Annotated in this window: 15 protein-coding genes and 1 pseudogene; 1 reads left to right on the forward strand and 15 read right to left on the reverse strand. The window is 74.4% G+C overall.

Annotated features, from left to right (window positions below):
- Positions 1-274 precede the first annotated feature (274 nt).
- The 14 genes and pseudogenes from HA039_RS00915 to HA039_RS00980 all read right to left on the reverse strand — a co-directional run bounded on the left by HA039_RS00915 (position 275) and on the right by HA039_RS00980 (position 16,737).
- Complete coding sequence (locus HA039_RS00915; protein WP_167022283.1) at positions 275-493, reverse strand: MbtH family protein; 219 nt, start codon at positions 491-493, stop codon at positions 275-277.
- A gap of 551 nt (positions 494-1,044) precedes the next feature.
- Positions 1,045-1,581 (reverse strand): flavin reductase family protein, encoded by a 537-nt coding sequence (locus HA039_RS00920; protein WP_167022287.1) that lies wholly within the window; start codon positions 1,579-1,581, stop codon positions 1,045-1,047.
- Positions 1,582-1,609: 28 nt separating this feature from the next.
- A complete protein-coding gene (locus tag HA039_RS00925) occupies positions 1,610-2,473 on the reverse strand; it encodes an alpha/beta hydrolase (protein WP_167022290.1) in 864 nt (287 codons plus the stop codon).
- Positions 2,470-3,657, reverse strand: a complete 1,188-nt coding sequence (locus HA039_RS00930) for an LLM class flavin-dependent oxidoreductase (RefSeq protein ID WP_167022293.1) — start codon at positions 3,655-3,657, stop codon at positions 2,470-2,472. The genes HA039_RS00925 and HA039_RS00930 overlap by 4 nt, the downstream gene beginning before the upstream one ends.
- A 3-nt stretch (positions 3,658-3,660) precedes the next feature.
- Positions 3,661-5,028, reverse strand: coding sequence for an acyl-CoA dehydrogenase family protein (locus HA039_RS00935; RefSeq protein ID WP_243868980.1), 1,368 nt, complete (start codon positions 5,026-5,028; stop codon positions 3,661-3,663).
- On the reverse strand, positions 5,025-7,478 hold the full coding sequence (locus tag HA039_RS00940; protein ID WP_167022297.1) for a molybdopterin-dependent oxidoreductase: 2,454 nt from the start codon (positions 7,476-7,478) through the stop codon (positions 5,025-5,027). Before HA039_RS00940 ends, HA039_RS00935 begins: the two co-directional genes overlap by 4 nt.
- On the reverse strand, positions 7,475-8,614 hold the full coding sequence (locus HA039_RS00945; protein WP_167022300.1) for an LLM class flavin-dependent oxidoreductase: 1,140 nt from the start codon (positions 8,612-8,614) through the stop codon (positions 7,475-7,477). The genes HA039_RS00940 and HA039_RS00945 overlap by 4 nt, the downstream gene beginning before the upstream one ends.
- 18 nt (positions 8,615-8,632) lie before the next feature.
- Positions 8,633-9,838, reverse strand: a complete 1,206-nt coding sequence (locus tag HA039_RS00950; RefSeq protein WP_167022303.1) for an ABC transporter ATP-binding protein — start codon at positions 9,836-9,838, stop codon at positions 8,633-8,635.
- Positions 9,835-10,878 (reverse strand): ABC transporter ATP-binding protein, encoded by a 1,044-nt coding sequence (locus tag HA039_RS00955; RefSeq protein ID WP_167022306.1) that lies wholly within the window; start codon positions 10,876-10,878, stop codon positions 9,835-9,837. Before HA039_RS00955 ends, HA039_RS00950 begins: the two co-directional genes overlap by 4 nt.
- 277 nt (positions 10,879-11,155) lie before the next feature.
- Positions 11,156-12,040 (reverse strand): annotated as a pseudogene (locus HA039_RS00960) (ABC transporter permease); the annotation flags it as partial.
- Positions 12,037-13,119 carry an ABC transporter permease gene (locus tag HA039_RS00965; RefSeq protein WP_167022312.1) on the reverse strand — a complete coding sequence of 361 codons (1,083 nt, stop codon included), beginning with the start codon at positions 13,117-13,119 and terminating at the stop codon, positions 12,037-12,039. The pseudogene HA039_RS00960 and the gene HA039_RS00965, both read right to left, overlap by 4 nt.
- Positions 13,116-14,702, reverse strand: a complete 1,587-nt coding sequence (locus HA039_RS00970) for an ABC transporter substrate-binding protein (RefSeq protein ID WP_167022315.1) — start codon at positions 14,700-14,702, stop codon at positions 13,116-13,118. Before HA039_RS00970 ends, HA039_RS00965 begins: the two co-directional genes overlap by 4 nt.
- Before the next feature lie 650 nt (positions 14,703-15,352).
- Positions 15,353-16,297 carry a DsbA family protein gene (locus HA039_RS00975; RefSeq protein ID WP_167022318.1) on the reverse strand — a complete coding sequence of 315 codons (945 nt, stop codon included), beginning with the start codon at positions 16,295-16,297 and terminating at the stop codon, positions 15,353-15,355.
- Positions 16,294-16,737: an RrF2 family transcriptional regulator gene (locus HA039_RS00980; protein WP_167035917.1), complete on the reverse strand. Its 444-nt coding sequence runs from the start codon at positions 16,735-16,737 to the stop codon at positions 16,294-16,296. The genes HA039_RS00975 and HA039_RS00980 overlap by 4 nt, the downstream gene beginning before the upstream one ends.
- A 170-nt stretch (positions 16,738-16,907) precedes the next feature.
- On the opposite strand from HA039_RS00980, the gene HA039_RS00985 reads away from it, so the two are divergent.
- The gene (locus HA039_RS00985) at positions 16,908-17,417 is read left to right on the forward strand and encodes a cupin domain-containing protein (RefSeq protein ID WP_243868983.1); all 510 of its coding nucleotides are present in this window, start codon (positions 16,908-16,910) and stop codon (positions 17,415-17,417) included.
- Positions 17,418-17,452: 35 nt separating this feature from the next.
- Here the strand turns inward: HA039_RS00985 and HA039_RS00990 are convergent, their stop codons facing one another.
- A complete protein-coding gene (locus HA039_RS00990; RefSeq protein ID WP_167022321.1) occupies positions 17,453-18,931 on the reverse strand; it encodes a UDP-N-acetylmuramoyl-L-alanyl-D-glutamate--2,6-diaminopimelate ligase in 1,479 nt (492 codons plus the stop codon).
- Positions 18,932-19,150 lie beyond the last annotated feature (219 nt).

Genomic DNA, 19,150 nt, shown 5'->3' on the forward strand with positions numbered 1-19,150 from the left:
CGGCGCGGCGGCCTCGTCGTACGCGCGTTACGGTCGTACGCGCGTTACGGACGGCGGCAGAGCGGGCCGCCGATGAATTATGGACAGCGCATGAAGGCGGGATGTCCTACGGACCGGACGCGACTGATCTTCGATCACCCCTGATCGATTTCGCTCGGAAAAGAGCAAAGCCAAGGAAGAAGTCGTTCCGGTGCCGCGTCGGCCGGGTCGGGTGGGGCCGGCCGCCGTCGGCGGCCCGGCCCCACCCGGCCCCGGGGGACGCCCGGCCGTCCGGCTACCCGGCCTCGCCCTCCATCGCCCGCACCAGGCCGGCGGGCCGCATGTCACTCCAGGCGCCCTCGATCAGGTCCAGGCATTCCTGTCGCGACTGCTCCGGCCCCTCGGCGCGCCAGCCACCCGGAATGTCGAGCCGCGCGGGCCACAGCGAGTACTGCCCCTCGGCGTTCACCAGCACCACGAACCGCTCGGATTCGTCGTCGAAAGGATTGGTCACGGTTTTCCCCCCACCTGTTCTCTGTCTTTCCACGGCGTGTTCATCACCCTTGTCCCCCGTACGCCGATTACGGCGTCGCCTCTCGGCGACACCGTTCGGCACTCGGCACCGCGCGGCCGGATCACGGCCACCCGGAACGGCGATAACACCCCCATACCGGCATGCACGGCAGACCGGGTACAAGTACCCCGCCTTCACCCGTTCACGCCAGTCACCTTAGAGGATCGCGGACACTCAAAGACGAACATTTGCGCCGTTACTGACAAGTACTTGGCGGGCGGCGATAAACAGGCTCGCCGAGGTCATATGCCAATCGGCACCCGGGGGTGCGTACCGGCCGAACACCGCCCGTTTTCGCCGGGTATCAACAAATGTGAAGGAGCCATTCCGGCCACCCCGCGCATTCACGAGTTCACATCATTCTTGAATGCGCCGGGCGCGCGCCCCTCCCCCCTCGTGCCTCCGTTGAACGCGGGCAGTAACCGGACAGAGCACGCCCGGAGGCGTGCTCTGTCGGTCATGGCCCGGCCCGGGCGGTGTCGGCCGCTGCGTCACTCCCCCGTCCGCGACGGAAGGCTCACGGGCACGGCGAACGCGCCGTTGTGGTGGACGAGGGCGTCCCCCTCGCCGTGGCCGCCGCCCGCGTCGATCTCGCCGACGACGAGGAGGTGGTCCCCCACGCGCTGGCGGAGCGTCACCCGGGCGCTGAGCCAGGCCGGGACACCGTCGAGCACGGGCAGCCCGTCGGCCTCCTCCGACCACGGGACCCCGTCGAAGCGGTCGATGCCGCTGCGCGCGAACTGCCGGGCCAGCGTGGTGTTCCCGGCGCCCAGCACGTGCACCGCGAAGCGGTCGGCGCGCTGCACGGCGGGGAACGTCGACGCCGTGAGACCGAGGCAGAAGGAGACGAGGGCGGGCTCCAGGGAGACGGACGTGAACGAGGTGGCGGTGAAACCGGCCAGCCCGGGGACCGTGATCACGGTGACCCCGGCCGCGTGCCGGCGCAGGGTGCGCCGGAGTATCTCGTCGGGGGTGCCGGGCACCGGCCCCCGGGTGATTCCGGCTGCGCGTTCGATGGACACGGTCATGCCGCTTCCCTTCCTCCGTGGTGGTGGTTCACGAACGCGCGCCTTCCGCGCCTTCTTCGACCTGTTCCGCTGCTTCCGGTTCCGCCGGTTCCTCGACGGTGAGGATCGGGCGCCCGGTGGGATCCGCGCGCAAGCGCTCCAGCCACAGGACGACCACCGCCGCCGTGGTGCGGTGCGAGGCGTCGTTGAGGACGTCGTGCAGCCCGTCGCGCACCACCCCGAGCGTGGCGCGCGGGAGCCGGGCCGCCAGCTCGCGCGCCTGCCCCAGGGGCGTGACCGGGTCGGCCGCGCCGTGCAGGACGAGGGCGGGCACGGCGGGCCGCGCCTCGGACCGCAGCCGGTCCGGTACGGCGGCGTCGAGGCTCCCCCGTACGAACGCGACGTCCTCGGTGAGCCGTTTGCGGTGCGCCGGGCAGGCGGTACGGGCCGCCAGCTCGGCCTGCCAGGGCCCCGCCGCGTCCTGCGGCGCCCCGGCTTCCCGGGCGGCCGTGGTCGGGGCGGCACCGGTAGCCGCGTCCGTCGTCGGGGCGGCACCCGCCACGACGATGCCCGCGACGGTCAGCCGGGGGTCGGCGTCGGCGGCCGTGTGGAGGGCCTGGAGGGCGCCCGTGTCGCTGCCGACGAGGATCACCGGGGCGACGGGATCGCGCCCCGCGGCCTCGGCCGCCCGGGCGAGGACGTCCTCGGTCCGGTCGCCGGGCGTGGTCGCGAGGGCGTGGACCTGGTAGCCGTCGGCGGCGAGCCGGCGCCCGAACCGCTCGTACACCAGCGGGTGTTCGCCCCGGCCCGGCAGTACGAGCAGCGTGCCGCGCGGGTCGATGCCCTCGGGCTGCCGCCAACTGCGCCCGAGGGTCGGGGTGCTGGGGGCCGGGGCGGTGAACAGGCCGGTCATCGGGCGCTTCCGGCGGGGGCGAGGGCGGGCCCGTCCGACACGGAGGCGGCCGCGGCGGCCTTCCGGTGGGCGAGTTCCTGGCGGACGAGCGGGAGGAGGTGGCGGCCGTAGTCGATGGCGTCGTCGAGCGGGTCGTACCCCCGGATGAGGAGGGTCGTCACACCGATGTCGACGTAGTCGAGCAGTGCCTGGGCGACGGTCTCCGGAGTGCCCACGAGCGCCGTGGTGTTGCCTCCCGCGCCGGTCGCGGAGGCGGTCGGCGTCCACAGCGCGCGGTCGTGCAGGTCGCCCTTCGCGGCGGCCGCGAGGAGCCGCTGCGAGCCGGTGTTCTGCGGCCCCTCGGGGCCCTGGTGGCGGCGCGACTCGGCGAAGAAGGGCTTGCCCGCACCGGACTTGATGGTGTCCAGGATGCGATGGGCGCGTTCCCAGGCCAGTTCCTCGGTGGGCGCCAGGATCGGCCGGAACGACACGCTGATTCCCGGGAGTTCGGTACGGCCCGCCGCGACGGCCGCCGCGCGGACGGACGCGATCTGCTCGGCCGTCTCGGCGAGCGGCTCGCCCCACAGGGCGAAGGTGTCGGCGTGCTTGCCGCCCACGCGGTAGGCGGCCTCGGAGGAACCGCCGAAGTAGAGCGGGATACCGGACGCGTGGACGGGCAGCACCTGGGAGCCGTAGTCCTCGAAACGGTAGTGGCGGCCCTGGTGGCTGAACGGTTCGCCGGAGGACCAGGCCCGGCGCAGGACGGAAAGATACTCGTCGGTGCGGTCGTAGCGCTCCTCCTTGTCCAGGTAGTCGCCGTCCCTGCGCTGCTCGGCGTCGTGGCCGCCGGTGATGGTGTGCACGGCGACGCGCCCGCCGGTGAACTGGTCCAGCGTGGCGAAGCTGCGGGCGGCGAGCGTCGGCGCGATGAAGCCGGGGCGGTGGGCGACCAGCAGGCCGAGCCGTTCGGTGTGCGCGGCGACGTACGCGGCGACCTGGGCGCCGTCGGGCCGGCCCGAGCTGTAGCCGATGAGGATCCGGTCGAAGCCGGCGTCCTCGTGGGCGCGGGCGAAGCGGGCGGTGTAGGCCCGGTCGATCTGGGGGCCGCTCGGGGGCCTGGTCTCCGAGGAGTCCTGCGTACCGATCATGCCGATGAACTCGACGGAGTGCGGGGCGCGGGCGGCGGAGGAGTGCTGCTCGGTCATGGTTCAGGTGCCTTTCGGTGCGGACCGGCGGTCGTGCGACCGGGGGTCGGGAGTGGAGGGGACGGACGGGCCGGGGACGGGGGCGGGCGCTGCGTGCCCGGCATCGGACTCGGGGTCGGCGCGGTCGGTGCTTGTTTCGTGGTCGGCACCGGTTTCGAGCGCCCGGGCGAGTGCGTCACGGCCGGCGGTGAGGAGCACCGAGTCGTCCTGCGGGGTGTGGACCCGGCTGCACAGGACGTCCCGGTAGTGCCGCTGGAGGGAGTTGGCGCGGGTCAGCCCGTGGTTGCCGGTCAGGGCCACCGCCTGTTCGACGGCGCCGATGGCGGCCCGGGTGGCGAGGACCTTGACGGCGCCCGCCTGTCCGGCCGCCGTACGGTCCCCCGCGTCGACCCGGGCGGCGAGCGTGTCCACGAGGGTGTCCGCGCCGAACAGCGCGGTCTCGATCTCGCCGACGGCGCTCTGGAAGCGGGGCAGGGTGGCCAGCGGCGCGCCGAGGGACGTCGGGACCCGCTCGTGGAGGAAGCGCGTGAGCCAGTCGCGGGCCGCCCCCGCCACGCCGAGGTACAGCGCGGACAGCCCGAGCGCGTTCCACGCGCCGGTCTCGGGATCGGGCCGGGCGCCGGGGGTCGAGCCCGCCTCGGCGAGGCCGAGGACGTCGCCGAGCGGTACGGGCACGGAGTCGAGGACGACGTCGTCGCTGCGGCTCGCGCGCAGGCCGACGTGGTCCCAGGTCGGCTCGATCGCCAGGCCCGGGCTGCCCGCGCGGACGACGAACGAACCGACGCGCACCGGGTCCTCGTCGGTCCGTGCGAAGACCAGCAGCCGGCTGAGGCCGACGGCCCCGGTCGAGTAGATCTTCCGGCCGGTGAGCAGCCACCGGTCGCCGTCGCGCCGGGCGGTGGTGGCGGGCAGGCCGCCCCGTACCGGACTGCCCAACTCGGGCTCCACACGCAGGGCGTTGACGAGGGCAGGGCCCTTCGCCGAGTGGTCCAGGAGGTCCGCGTAGAGGGCGGGCGGCCAGCCGCCGGGCGTACGGGCCTCGGCCGCGTGGGTGAACAGGGTCATCGCCGTGACGAGGGCGGCGGCGGGGTCGCCCGCGCCGAGCGCGCGCAGGATCCGGGCGGTGTCGGCGAGGCCCGCGCCGGGGCCGCCGTGGCGGGCGGCGACGGTGGCGGTGAGCAGGCCCGCCCCGTGCAGGAGGGGGAAGGCCTCGGCGGGGAAGGACGCGTCGCGGTCGTGCTCGGCCGCGCGGGCGGCGAGGCTCTCGGTGACGGCGGGCAGCAGGTCGAGGCGCAGGGGTGGCAGGGCAGGCAGAGGCGGGAGAGACGGCAGGGTGCGGTCCTGGTCCGCTGTCCGGTGGGTGGGGGTCACGGGGTCTCCGGCCGGTCGGGGTGCGGGTGGACGGTGGGGCGGTGGCGGTGTCGGTGGCGGGGCACGGTCGCCCCGTCGAGCAGGGGCGGCGGTCGCCGGACCGTCACGGGTGGCGGGTCGCCGGTGTACCTCTCCACCTCGACCAGCGCGTGCTGGCCGGTGCAGCCCTGGGTGAGGCGGGAGGTGGGGACGTCGGCCGTGAGGGTGTTGGGGTTGCCGTGCGCGCACAACGGCGGCTCTCGCGGGTCTTGTTGCGGTACGGGGTCGAACCACGCGCCGGTCGGCAGGCGCAGCACCCCGGGCCGTACGCCGTCGGTGAGGACGGCCCCGGCGAGCACGGCCCCGCGGTCGTTGAAGATCCTGACGACGTCGCCGTCCCGGATCGCGCGGGCCGCCGCGTCGGCGGGGTGCAGCTGGACGGCCTCGCGTCCGGCGACCTTGGCGTCCAGGCTCAGGGCGCCGACATCGAACTGGCTGTGGAGGCGGGTGGCCGGCTGGTTGGCGATCAGCAGGAGGGGGTGGCGGCCGGCCGCGGGGCCGCCGGTCCACTCGTCGGGTTCGAGCCAGACCGGGTGGCCGGGGCAGTCGGCCAGGCCCAGGGCGGCGACGGGCCCGGACGTGATCTCGATGCGCCCGCTGGGGGTGTCCAGCGGGTGCCGCACGGGATCGCGCCTGAAGTCCTCGAAGAGCGTGAAGTCCGCTCGTTCCGAGGGGAGTTCGTAGTCGCCCGCGGTCCAGAAGTCTTCGAACTCCGGTACGTCCGTGCCGTCGGCGCGCAGTTCCTCGCGCCAGGATCCGTAGAGGTGCTCCAGCCAGGCGCGCGGGGTCCGGCCCTCGGTGAAGCGCTCGCCGAAGCCGAGCCGGCCGGCGAGCCCGGCGAGGATGGCGTGGTCGTCCCTGGCCTCGCCGACGGGGTCGACGGCGCGGTGCATGGCGATGAGGTGGGTGTCTCGGCGTCCGCCGCCGAGGTCCTCGCGTTCCAGTGTGGTGGTGGCCGGGAGGACGATGTCGGCGTGCCGGGCGGTGGCGGTCCAGTGCGGTTCGTGGACGATCACGGTGTCGGGCCGGCCGAAGGCGCGGCGGAGCCGGCCGAGGTCCTGGTGGTGGTGGAACGGGTTGCCGCCGGCCCAGTGGACGAGCCTGATGTCGGGGTACGTACGGGTCTCGCCGTCGTACTCGTAGGTCCCGCCGGGGTGGAGCAGCAGGTCGGCGATCCGGGCGCAGGGGATGAACTCCCCCACCGGGTTGGGTCCTTGGGGCAGGTACGGCAGGCGCAGTTGGGGGCCGTGGTCGCCGACGTCGCCCATCGAGCCGTAACCGTGCCCGAACCCGCCGCCGGGCAGGCCGATCTGGCCGAGCATCGCGGCGAGCGCGAGGGCGGCCCAGACGGGTTGTTCGCCGTGCTGGATCCGCTGGAGGGACCAGGTGACGGTGACCAGGGTGCGGGAGGCGGCCATGCGGCGGGCGAGCGTGCGGATCCGGGAGGCGTCGAGGCCGCAGATCGCGGCGGCCCACTCGGCGCTCCTGGGGGTGCCGTCGGCGCGGCCGTCGAGGTAGTGGGCGAAGGTGTCGAAGCCGGTGGTGCAGCGGTCGAGGAAGGCGCGGTCGTGCAGGTTCTCGGTGAGGAGGGTGTGGGCGAGGCCGAGCATCAGGGCCGTGTCGGTGGCGGGGACGATGGCGTGCCAGTCGGTGTCGAGGCCTTCGGGCAGGTCGGCGCGGAGCGGGCTGATCAGGGCGACGCGGGTGCCGGCGGCGGCGAGGGCGTCGAGGTGCCCCGGGGTGCGGTGGCGGGTGACGCCGCCCGGGGTGACGTGGACGTTCTTGGCGGGGATGCCGCCGAACGCGACGATCAGCTCGGTGTGCGCGACCAGGGTGGGCCAGCTGGAGGCGGCGCGCAGCACGGCCTGGGCGCCGGCCGCTCCGACGAGGTGGGGCAGGAGGACGAGCGAGGCGCCGAGGCTGTAGGAGTTGCGGGAGGCGGTGTAGCCGCCGAACTGGGCGAGGAAGCGGTGCAGTTGGCTCTGGGCGTGGTGGAACCGGCCGGCCGAGGCCCAGCCGTACGAGCCGCCGAAGACGGCTGTCGGGCCGTGCTCGTCCCTGACCCGGGCGAGTTCGGCGGCCGTGAGGTCCAGCGCCTCGTCCCAGCCGATCTCGACGAACGGCTCCCGGCCGCGCCGGTCGGTGGGCCCGGGGCCGTGTTCGAGCCAGCCGCGGCGCACGGCGGGGCGGCGTACCCGGGTGGGGTGGCGCAGTGCCCCGTCGATGTTGCGCAGGAGCGGGGAGGGCGAGGGGTCGGCCGGGTGCGGCCGGATGCCGAGGTCCCCGTGGGGCGCGCCGCCGGGGCCGCCCCGGGCGCCCGTGCCGGGGCGCACGCTGTACGCGCCCCAGTGCGAGGTCGTCGGCAGGGAGCCCGGCGGGGAGGCGGGACCCGGCGCGGGCGGGGAGGTCATGCGGGGACCTGGAGGCGGCCGGCTCCGGTGCGTTCGGCGCCGGCGCGGACGAGGTCGATGAGCGTGCCGTAGTCGCGGGCGTCGGCGAGGGGCGAGAAGCCGCGGATGAGGAGGGTGGACACGCCGAGGGAGACGTAGTCGAGGAGGGATTCGGCGACCTGTTCGTAACTGCCGACCAGGGCGGTGGAGTTGCCCGCCGCGCCGGTGGTCCGGGCGATGGCGGTCCACAGCCGCTTGTCGTGGACGTCGCCCTGGGCGGCGTACTCCAGCAGCCGTTGGGAGCCGCGTTGGGTGGAGTGGTCGAGGTGGAAGGCCCTGGAGGTCTCGCCGACCCGTTCCTCGGTGAGCCGCAGGATCTCCGTGGCCCGTTCCCAGGCCTGCTCCTCGGTGGCGGCGGGGATGGGGCGCAGGCTCACGCTGAAGCGCGGTTCGCGGCCGTACGGCGCGGCGGCGGCCCGTACCTCGCGGATGCGCTCGGCGATCCCGGCGAGCGGTTCGCCCCAGAAGGCGTAGACGTCGGCGTGCTTGCCGCCGACGCGGACGGCGTCCGCGGACGCGCCTCCGAAGTAGACGGGGATGGGGGCGGCGGGGCGTACGGCGGAGAAGCCGCCCTTCACGCGGTAGAACTCCCCCTCGTGGTCGAAGGGTTCGGTGGAGTCCCACTCCTTGCGGACGACGTCGAGGAAGTCGTCGGTGCGGCGGTAGCGGGTGGGCTTGTCGCTGAAGTCGCCGTCGCGTGCCTGGTCGGCGTCGTCGCCTCCGGTGATGACGTGGAGGGCGACGCGGCCGGGGTGGAACGCGTCGAGGGTGGCGTACTTGCGGGCGGCGAGGGTCGGGGAGACGAAGCCGGGGCGGTGGGCGAGCAGGACGCCGAGCCGGTCGGTGTGGGTGAGGATCTGGTCGGCGACGGTGAAGCCGTCGGGGCTCGCGGAGGAGTGGGCGACGAGGACGCGGTCGAAGCCGGACTCCTCGTGGGCGCGGGCCAGTTCCCGGAGGTAGCCGGGCTGGACGACAGGGCCGGCGGCCTGTCCGGTCTCGGTCTGGGTGGAGACCCCGTCGCGGCCGGCGACGGGGGTGCGGGAGCCGCTCTCGCTGGTCTCCTGGGTGGCGGCGATGCCGATGAATTCGAGGGCCATGGCGGTGGGTTCTCCTGTTCAGCCGAGACCGCCGCGCCAGGTGGCGGCGTGGTGGCAGGCGACGGTGTGGTGCGGCCTGGACGGGTCGGGTCCCCCTGCGGGGGAAGGTAGTCGCGTCGCGGTGGGTCGAGCGGTGGCCCGGGCGGCGGTTTCGGGGGCGGTTCGCGCGGCGGTTTCGACGGGGGTCGGCGCGGCGGTTCCGGAGGCGGGGACGGGGATGGGGACGGGGACGGGGACGGCGGCCGGCTCCTCCCGGCACGCCGGGCCGGCGAAGCGGCAGCGGGGCGCGAAGACGCAGCCCTCGTCGTCGGGCCACGGCGTCCGTCCCGCCGCGAGGACCGGGTCGGGGCGCAACTGCGCGGGAAGCAGCCGGTGTTCGCGGCGCACGCTCGGCGCGGAGGCGGTGAGCAGGGCGGTGTACGGGTGCCTGGGGTGTTCCAGGACCTCGCTGATGGGGCCCTGTTCCACGAGCCGGCCGCGGTAGAGGACGGCGACCCGGTCGGCGATGCCCGCGAGTGAGCTGAGGTCGTGCGAGATGACGACGACGGCGAGGTCCAGTTCGCGGCGGAGCCGGTCGAGCAGGCTCAGAACGAGGTTGCGGTTGGAGGCGTCGAGGGCGCTGACCGGCTCGTCGCTGAGCAGCAGCCGGGGGCGGGTGACGATGGCGCGGGCCAGCGAGACGCGCTGGCGCTGGCCGCCGGAGAGCTGGGCCGGGGTGCGCGGGCCGAGCGCCCCGGCGTCGAGGCCGACGAGAGTCAGGGCCTCGTCGGCCCGCCGCGCGCGCTCCTGGCGGGTGGCGGCGCCGACCGACGCGAGGGGCTCCGCGACGACCTGACGTACCGTCAACTCCGGGTCCTGGGACCGGAGCGGGTCCTGGAACATGTACTGGACGCGTCCGGTGCGGCGGAAGCCCCGCAGGTCCCGGCGGCTCAGCCGGGTGACGTCGCGGCCCTCGAAGCCGATCTCCCCCGCGTCGGGGCGCACCAGGCCGACGGTGGCGCGGGCCAGGGTCGTCTTGCCCGAGCCGGTCTCGCCGATGATCCCGAGGATCTCCCCCGCCCGGACCGTGAGGTCGACCCCCGAAAGGACGCGGGTGCTGCCCGCCCGGCGCAGGGCGGTGGCGCGGCGGCCGTACGAGACGGTCAGTCCGCTGATCTCCAGCAGCGGGGCCCGGTTCTCCGGGGCGGGGGCGGAGGGGTTCTCGTCGGTGCGGACGGCGGTCATACGGCGGCTCCGGAGGCGGCGGGGCGCAGGCAGCGGGCGCGGCGCCCGTCACCCAGCTCGTGCAGGGCGACGGGTCCCGCGGTGCACTGCGGGGTGACGTGGGCGCAGCGGTCGGCGAAGCGGCAGCCGGGCAGGTCCGCGCCGGCCTCCGGCGGGCGGCCCGGGATGATGTCGAGCTCGCGGCGGCCCCACACCCCGAGGGACGCGACCCGCAGGAGGGCCTCGGTGTAGGGGTGGGAGGGCGCGGCGAGCACCTCGGCGGTGGGGCCGTCCTCGACGATCTCGCCGGCGTACATGACGAGGATGCGGTCGCAGCTCTCGGCGACGACGGCGAGGTCGTGGGTGACGAGGAGCAGCGCGAGGCCGCGCTCCGCCCGGAGCCGGGCGAGCAGTTCGAGGATCTCGGCCTGGATGACGACGTCCAGGGCGGTGGTGGCCTCGTCGGCGATGAGCAGTTCGGGCTCGCAGGAGACGGCGATCGCGATCAGGACCCGCTGGAGCATGCCGCCGGACAGTTCGTGCGGGAACTGGTGGAACACCTCGTCGGGGCGGTGCAGTCCGACGGCGCCGAACAGTTCGACGGCGCGCGTGTGGGCGGCGGACCTGGCGAGTCCGCGGCCGACGCGGAGCTGTTCGGCGAGCTGGCGGCCGACGGTGAGGGAGGGGTTGAGATACGAGGCGGGGTCCTGGAACACGGCGCCTACGCGGCTGCCGCGGACGGCGTTCCATTGCTTGCGGGTGAGGGAGCTGAGCTCGGTGGAGGTGGAGCCGTTGGCTCCGGTGGACGTGGAGCCGGTGGCTGCGGTGGCCTCCAAGGTGATACGTCCCGCCGTGACTTCGCAGCCCGCGGGCAGCACGCCGAGGGCGGAACGGCAGGTCAGGCTCTTGCCGCTGCCGGACTCCCCGACGAGGCCGACGGCCTCGCCGCGGCCGAGCGTGAACGACACGTCCCGCACGGCGCGCGCGCCGCCCGACACGGTGACGTCGAGCCCGTCGACGGTCAGGACGGCCCGCCGCAAGGTCTCAGCCGGTGCTGACATGACGCTCCACCTCCGCACGCTGTTCGCCGCCGACCGGTACAGCACCGGCCTCGTCGTACGACACCCCGCCCCGCTCCCGGACGCCCCCGCCGTCCCCGTCCCCGACGGACACGGACGCCTCCCCACCGGACGGAAGCGACCCCGACTCCGCAACCCTGGCCCCCTCCGGGACCACTGACCCGCCCTGGTCCTCGCGCCCCCGCGGCCCTGGGCTCCGAGCCGAATCCGGGGCCGGGGCCTGTGGCGACGTGCCCGCAGCAGCGCCGGGCCCCGTCGGTGCTGCTGCCGGGGCCACCCGCTGCCCGCGACGTGCCCTCAGCAGTGGTGTCCTCCTCGGGCGGTCGGCGGCGGTCCCGCCGCTGTCGCGTACCGCGTCTGCCAGGATGTTCAGGGCGCCGACCGTGAGCATGATGGCCGCGCCCGGGATCAGCGGGGCCCAGGGCTGCTGGGACAGGTAGGCCAGGTCCGAGGCGAGCATGCCGCCCCACGTCGGGGCGGGCGGCTGGACGCCCAGGCCCAGGAAGGTGAGCGAGGCGACCACCAGGAGCGCCTGGCCCACCGCCTGGGCCGTCGTCACCGCGACCGTCGGCAGGATCTTGCCCCAGACGTGGACCCGCAGGATCCACCACCGCGACGCGCCCATCAGCTCGGCGGCCTCGACGTACTGCGCCTGCTTGAGGCCCAGCGCCGCGGCCCGCGTCACGCGGAAGTACAGCGGGGCGAAGAGCACGCCCAGCGCCAGCATGGCCTGGTGCATGCCGTTGCCCAGCGCGCCGACGACGGCGATCGCGAAGACCGTGAAGGGCATGATCATCAACGTGTCGGCGGCGCGCTGCGCCGTCCATTCGACGGTACGGCCGAGCCACACCGAGGCGATGCCCGGCACGATGCCGAGCAGCATCGCGGCGCCGACGGCCTCCAGCGCGCCCACCACCGACCGCCCGGTGCCCGCCAGGAGGCGGCTGAGGACGTCGCGTCCCAGGTAGTCCGTGCCGAGCAGGTGCCCGGCGCTCGGGCCGTGGAGCATGTCCGCGGGACTCTGCGCCAGCGGATCGTGCGGCGCCACCGCGCCCCCGGCGACCGCGAGGAGGGCGACGACGGCGAGCACGGCCAGGGCGAGCCGGGCGGAACGCAGCTGCCACGTACGGCGGAGGGTCCTCATGACGCGCCCCCGTCCGCGGCGGGCCGGCGGCCGGCCGCCGCGCCTCTGCGCGCCGCCGGATTCAGCGCCGCGAGCGCCGCGTTGACCGCGATGTTGGCGATCAGCACCACCACGACCGTGACGAGCAGCGTCCCCTGGATGACCGGGATGTCGTGCTGTTCGGCCGACTGGAGCGCGAGCTGCGCGATGCCCGGCAGGTTGAAGATCTTCTCGGTGACGACCGCGCCGCCCAGGATCACCGGCACGCTCAGCCCGAGCACGCTCAGCGCTGGCCCGGCGGCGTTGCGCAGCACGTGTCCGAACAGCACCCGGCGCGAGGAGAACCCGCGCATCTCCGCCCCGGTCACGTAGTTCTCGCGCAGCGCGCCGACCAGCGACGTCCGCAACTGCCGTGCGATGGACGCCGCGGCGTCCAGGCTGAGCGCGAACGCGGGCAGGATCGCGTACCGCAGCCACTCCCCCGGGCTCTGGCCGAGCGGGACGTACCCGCCTGTCGGCAGCGCGCCGAGCTGCACCGCGAAGACGACGATCAGCACGATGCCGATGAGGAACGGCGGCAGCGTGGCGAGCACCGAGCAGACGAGCGTGACGGCCCGGTCGAACCGCCCGCCGTTGTTCAGCGCGGCCCCGATCCCGGCCCCGCCGCCGAGCAGCACGGCCAGGAGCAGCGCGAGACCGGCGATGGACAGGTCCACCGGCAGCGCCTGGGAGATGCTGTCGGCCACCGGCACGCTGGTGAACCAGGACACCCCGAGGTCCCCGGAGAGCGCGTGGCCGAGCCAGCTCAGGTACTGCGCGTACAGCGGCCGGTCGAGGCCGAACTGCGCCTGCATGCGGGCGATGTCGGCCGGGGTGGCCTGGTCGCCGAGCACGGCGGCGGCCGGGTTGGCGTCGGACAGCGCGCCGAGCGCGAAGGTCAGGAGCGACGCCAGGACGAACACGGTGGCGGTGACGGCGAGCACCCGGCCCGCCGAGCGCGGCGCCCCGGACAGCTTGCGCCGCAGCGGCGGGAGCCAGGACGGCCGGATGCCCTCGGGCGGTGACGGCCGGGCCGCCGGGGTCAGGACGGGGGCGGTCATGCGACGGTCACCCCCTCGAAGCGCTGGACGACGGTGTACGCGGGGATCTGGGACACCTTGGTGTTGCGGGCGAGGATCCGTGGCACGGTGTAGAGGAAGACGTTCGGCATGGTCCGTACGGCGATGCCGGTGGCCTTCTGAAGCACGGCCGGGTACTCGGCGGAGTCGAGCGGGGTGCGGCGGACCACGTCGAGGGCCTTCTCCAGCTCGGGTGACGTGGTGCGGCCCGGGTTCATCAGGCCCTCCTTGCCGAAGAGCACCTGGAAGGCCTGGGTCGCGGAGTCACGGCCGGCGAACTGGTCGACGAAGAGCGCCTTGCTCCGCTGGATGTAGACGAGTTGGGTCGCCTGGGCCTGCGGGACGGTGTCGATCCTGACGTTGATGCCGACCTTCTTGAGCTGGGCCTGGATCAGTTCCGGCACGCCCTCGGGGGTGGACGTGGAGAGGGTCAGGTCGAGCCCGCCGGCGTGGCCGGCCTTCGCGAGCAACTGCCGTGCCTTGTCGGGGTCGTACGGGAAGAGCTTGTCGAGCGCGTCGTCGTGACCGGCGTACCCCTGCGGGAAGGGCTGGACGGTGACCTCGCCGTGCCCGAAGGCCGCGGTCTTGAGCAACTCCTTCCGGTCGATCGCGTACTTGATGGCCAGCGCGACGTCCGGGTCGTCGTCGAACGGCGCCTTGCCGAGGTTGAGGTCGAGGACGGCGACCACCATGGAGGGGATGACCTGGACCTCCAGGCCGGCGGCCTTGGCGGCCTCGACCTGACTGCCTGGAATCTGGGCGACGTTGTACTGCCCGGAGGTGAGCGCGGCGACCACCGTGGACGCCTCGGGAAGCGGGTAGACCTCGAAGTTCTCGATCTTGATGTGGCTCGCGTCCCAGTACGTGGGGTTGCGGCGGAGCACGGCCTTGGCGTTCTGGACGTACGAGACCAGGGTGTACGGCCCTGATCCGGCGGGCTTGGTGGCGATGCCCGCCGCGTCGCCCTCGAAGGCCTTGGGGTTGACGATCATGCCGGTCTTGCCGGCGAGAAGGGCGGGGATCTGGAAGTCCGGCGCGGCAAGGGTCAGCCGGACGGTTCCGGCGTCGAAGGCGGTGACGTCCTTGACGCCGACGAGCTGGGAGGCGACCAGCGACTTGGCGTCGTCCCGGCCGCGTTCGATGCTCTTCTTCACGGCGGTGGCGTCGATGGGGGCGCCGTCGCTGAACTTCTGGCCCTCGCGGAGGGTGAAGGTGACGACCGTGCCGTCCGCGTTGTACTTCCAAGAGGTGGCGAGCGCCGGGACGGCCTGGCCGGTGAGGTCGAGTTTGGTCAGTCCGGCGTAGACGAGCGAGAGGGCGTGCACGTCCCACCCCGCGGACGAGGTGACCGGGTCCCACGAAGTGGGCAGCGCCCAGCCCCACTTGAGGGTGGCGGCCTGGCCTCCCGCGGTGGAGGCGGACCCGCCGCCGCAGGCGGCGAGGGTCAGCGCCGCGCCGGCGCCGAGCGAGAGCCCGAGGAAGGACCGCCGCCCGAGACCGGGGCGGGACGGGGTTCCGGGCAGCGAAGGGGCGGTGCTGCTGGTGGAGGGGCGGAGGATCGGCATGGGAGCGCCACCTTTCTCGGCCGTACCGGAGCGTTCGGGTACGCGGGCGGGCCTGGACGCCCGGTCGGGCGGCCCGGACAGAACGGGACATGGACACAGAAGAACGCGGAGCGGGGACGTCGGGAGCGACCGGCAAGGACGTCGGGACCTGCCGGAGGCACGCGTCAACAACGGTGTGGGCGCGGGATGTCGGCGTGGAGTTTCGGCGCGGGACGCCGGGAGCGGGCGGCCCCGGCCAGGAGCGCGGGAGGTTGCCCAGGAGGTACGGCGCCGGCCACCACGGCAGTGGGGCGGGGCGGCGCCGGGAGCTCCGGTCGCGCGGGAGCGGCGGGCGGGCCGAGATCACTTCCGCCGGGTACGGCCCCCGGGGGCACCGCCGTGGCGGTGCGGGGAACGGGCCGCGGCTGTCCGGCGGTCGCGCCGCGGGATCAGCTCACGGGCCGGTCCGCCGGACGGGTCCCGGCCCGGGGCGGGGCCGGGAGGCCGAAGTGCCGCGGCGGGTGGGCCGGTTCGGCGGTCGGGTCAGCGACAGAGGGCGCTGGAAGTGCGCCGGTAATCCACGTAGCGGCAGACCACACCGGGGTGCATCGAATGCATGCCCGTATCCTCACGGCCCGGCGCCCGACTGTCAATGGACACCTTTAGGTGTCTCATTGGACGAGACCCTGGCGACCTGCGGTTTCGTCGGCCGCGAGGGCGCTTTCCGCAGGATGCAGCCACAGCGGGCCGTGGCCCGTGTCGACGCGTACGGCGTCCGCCGGGGGCGCCGACTCCCGGGTGAGCAGGGCGACTTCGGGACCGGTCAGGGTGCGCCACCGCTCCAGGGCCTCCCGGGCGGGCAGCCGTACGGGAGGGGCCTGCGCCGCCGTCCCGGCCGCGGTGCGGGCCGCCTCCAGATAGGTCTCCAAGGGACGCCACCCCGGCACGCACACACGGCCCCCGGGGCCGTCGAGGAGGAGGGTCGGCAGGGCGTAACGGCGGTGGTCCCCGGCCTCCTTGGCGCGGCCCGGGTGCGGTCCCGGCGCTTCCAGGTCCACCACCTCGGGCAGCGGGCGCCGCGTCTCGGCCCAGTCGGCCCGGACCGCGTCCCGGGTCGCCGGGGCGGCCGCGTCCTCGCGCAGGCGGTGCACGTCGAGTCCGGGGACGCCCCGCACGGCCGCGAGGATGCCCTCCGGTGTGTCGGCGGGCCTGCCGAGGACGAACATGGTCTCGCGCAGGCGCCGCAGGACCCGTTCGGCGACCTCGGGCCCCTGCGCCTGCGCGGCCTTGGCGGCGAGTGAGGCCGGCCAGCTGCTGCGGGCCACCCGGTGCAGCCGCGGCGCGTAGGGCGCCCCGGTGTGGGAGCCGACGTCGTGGGTGAACCGTTCGTACCACCGCGCCTCGGCGTCCGGGTCGGGCGCGGGGTCCTCGTCGTCGTCGAAGAGGATGCCGAAGACCCGGCGCCACCGCACGGCGTCGCCCAGCTGGCGCCCGAGCCGCAGCCTGAGCAGGCGGAAGACAGGCTCGGAGCCCCAGGCCCAGGGACACACCGGATCGGTGTACTCGGTGATGTCCAGGGCCGGCCGGTACGTGCCCCGCGCCTCGGCCGGGGTCATGCCGGAACGGCCTCGGCCCGGGCCGACGGCGTCTCGCGCGCCGCCCCGGCCGCGAGCTGGGCGATCGTTGCGCTGCCCAGCACGGCCTGCGCGGCGGCCTCGGCGGCGCGCCACAGGTCCGGCAGCGACCCGGCGGCGCCCGGGTACCTGAGGTCGCCGGGGCGTTCGCCGCGCACGGTGAGGAACTCCCCGTCGACCGCCGTCATCACCTCGGCCACACTGATCGCGGCCGCGTCCCTGCCGATCCAGTAGCCGCCCTCGCAGCCGCGCTGGCTGCGCACCAGACCCGCCTGACGCAGGTCGCGGAAGACGGACTTGAGGAAGCGGAACGGGATGTCCTGGGAGGACGCGATCGACTCACAGGTGAGGGGCCGCCCGCTGTCGGCCGCGAGCTCCACGAGCGCCCGCACCGCGTAGTCCGCCTTCGCCGATATCTGCATCCGTACCGTCTCCCCGTAGCGTGCCGAGTCCAGCGAGCGCCGTCCGAGACGCGTCCGGAAACCGGTGAGGGCCGGCTCGGCGGCAATGGACACATCTTGACATCCATTCGCCGCGCTCTCTACGTTCGGTCCCGGTCACCCCCGTCCGCAGCCCCAGGAGCAGGAGTTCCATGGACGCGTTCCATCCCGATCTCCCCGGTCACGACCACGGTCCCGACCCCCGGGAGAGCGCGCTGCCGCTCCGCGCCCGCCTCCACCACGTCCGCGCCGACGCGCTCGACGGCGACACCGCGCAGACCGGCGGGATGCGCAGGTTCGCCGCCATCAGCGGCGGCAGTGTCGGCTCGGAGCGGATCTGGATGGGGCAGACCCACGTCGCTCCGGAGACCGCGTCCTCGAACCACCATCACGGCGAGTCGGAGACGGCGATCCATGTGGTGAAGGGGCACCCGGAGTTCGTGTTCCTCGACAACTCGGGCGGTACGGCGGAGGAGGTCCGGATCCGCACCTCGCCGGGCGACTACATCTTCGTACCGCCGTACGTCCCGCACCGCGAGGAGAATCCCAGCCCCGACGACGAGGCCGTCGTGGTGATCGCCCGCAGCACGCAGGAGGCGATCGTGGTCAACCTGCCCGAGCTGTACGTGCTGCGCGACGCGCCCGGGCCCGGCGCCGGCTGAACGGCCCTGCGGCGCGGGCCCGTTCGCCGCACCCGTCAGCGGGCGAGTTCGCGAACCGTCGCCATGTCGCTGAACGGCAGGAGCTGTTCGCCGACGATCTGGTACGGCTCGCTGCCCTTGCCCGCGATCAGCACGACGTCCCCGGGGCCCGCGGCGGCCAGCGCGTGGGCGATGGCGGCGCGGCGGTCGGCGAGCCGCTCGAAGGGCGTGCCCGTGGCGGCGAGGCCCGGCGCGATCTGGTCGAGGATGGCCTCGGGGTCCTCGTGGCGGGGGTTGTCCGAGGTGAGGACGCACAGGTCGGAGTAGGTCCCGGCGATCCCGCCCATCTCGGCCCGCTTGGTGATGTCACGGTCGCCGCCGCAGCCGAAGACGGTGACGATCCGGCCCTTGGCGTAGCCGCGGATGGTGGTGAGCACCTTCTCCAGCGAGTCGGGAGAGTGCGCGTAGTCCACGACGACCGAGGTGCCCGCGGGGGTCTCGAAGCGCTCGAAGCGGCCGGGGATCGGCGGCATCCGGTCGAGGGCGGCGACGAGTCCGCCCAGGTCGTGCCCGAGGAGGTGGCAGGCGGCCACGGTGGCCAGCGCGTTGGCGACCGAGTAGCGGCCGGGCACGGGGATGGCCGCCGGGTACTTGCGTCCCTCGTGGTGCAGGGTGAAGCGGGTACCGAAGGCGTCCACGGTGAGGTCGGTGGCGCGGAAGTCCGCGTCGGTGTCGAGGGCGTACGTCGTGACGGCCCCGGGCATCAGGGCGACGATCCCGGCGCCCACGGCGTCGTCGGCGTTGACGACCGCGCGGCGGCAGAGCCCCTGGAACAGCCGGAGTTTGGCGTCCCGGTAGTTCTCCATCGTGCCGTGGTCGTCGAGGTGGTCCTGCGTCAGGTTGGTGAAGACGCCTACGTCGATGAAGGAGTGGTCGACGCGGTGCGTCAACAGCCCCATGGACGTGGCCTCCAGGACGACCGTACCGACCTCGCGGTCCCGCATGCGGCCCAGCAGGTACTGGAAGTCCGGCGACTCGGGGGTGGTCAGCACGGACCTCGGCATGGGGATCAGCTCGTCGCCGATCCGGCTGCCGGCCGTCCCGATGACCCCGACCGTGGCGCCCTCGGCGAGCCGCAGCACCGACTCGACCATGTACGACACCGACGTCTTGCCGTTGGTGCCGGTGATGGCGACCATGTCCATGTCGCGCCCGGGCTCGCCGTAGTAGCGGGAGGCGACCACGGCGGCCGTCGTACGGGTGTCCCGGACGCGCACCACACAGACGTCGGTGTCCGCCCGCACGGAGGCGGGCAGGTCGGGGGCGCCCGCGTCGACCAGCACGGCGACCGCGCCCCGGGCGAGCGCGGGCCCGACGGACTCGGGGCCGCCCTCGCGGTGTCCCGGCACCGCGATGAACAGCGATCCGGGTGACACCCGGTGGGCGTCGAAGGCGGTTCCCGCGGTGATCACCGTCTCCGGGTCGCCCTGAAGGATCTCGTGGTCGTGCCCGGCGAGCAGTTCGCTCAACTTCACAGGGGTCCTCTCGAAGGCGCGGCGCGGCCGGTTCGCCGGGGCGCCGGGGAGGCGCCCGCGGGTCGCGGTGGCGTCGCGTGACTGGGGTGGTGCGGGCGGTGACGGTGTACGGGGCGGCCCGGACCCCGCGGGGCCGGTCCGGCGGGGCGGCGCTCCGCGGTGCGAGGCGGTGTGTCCGGGGGTGCTGATGTGCCCGGGGTGCGGGTGCGTCCGGGAGTG

The sequence above is a fragment of the Streptomyces liangshanensis genome, assembly GCF_011694815.1.
Classification (GTDB): Bacteria; Actinomycetota; Actinomycetes; order Streptomycetales; family Streptomycetaceae; genus Streptomyces; species Streptomyces liangshanensis.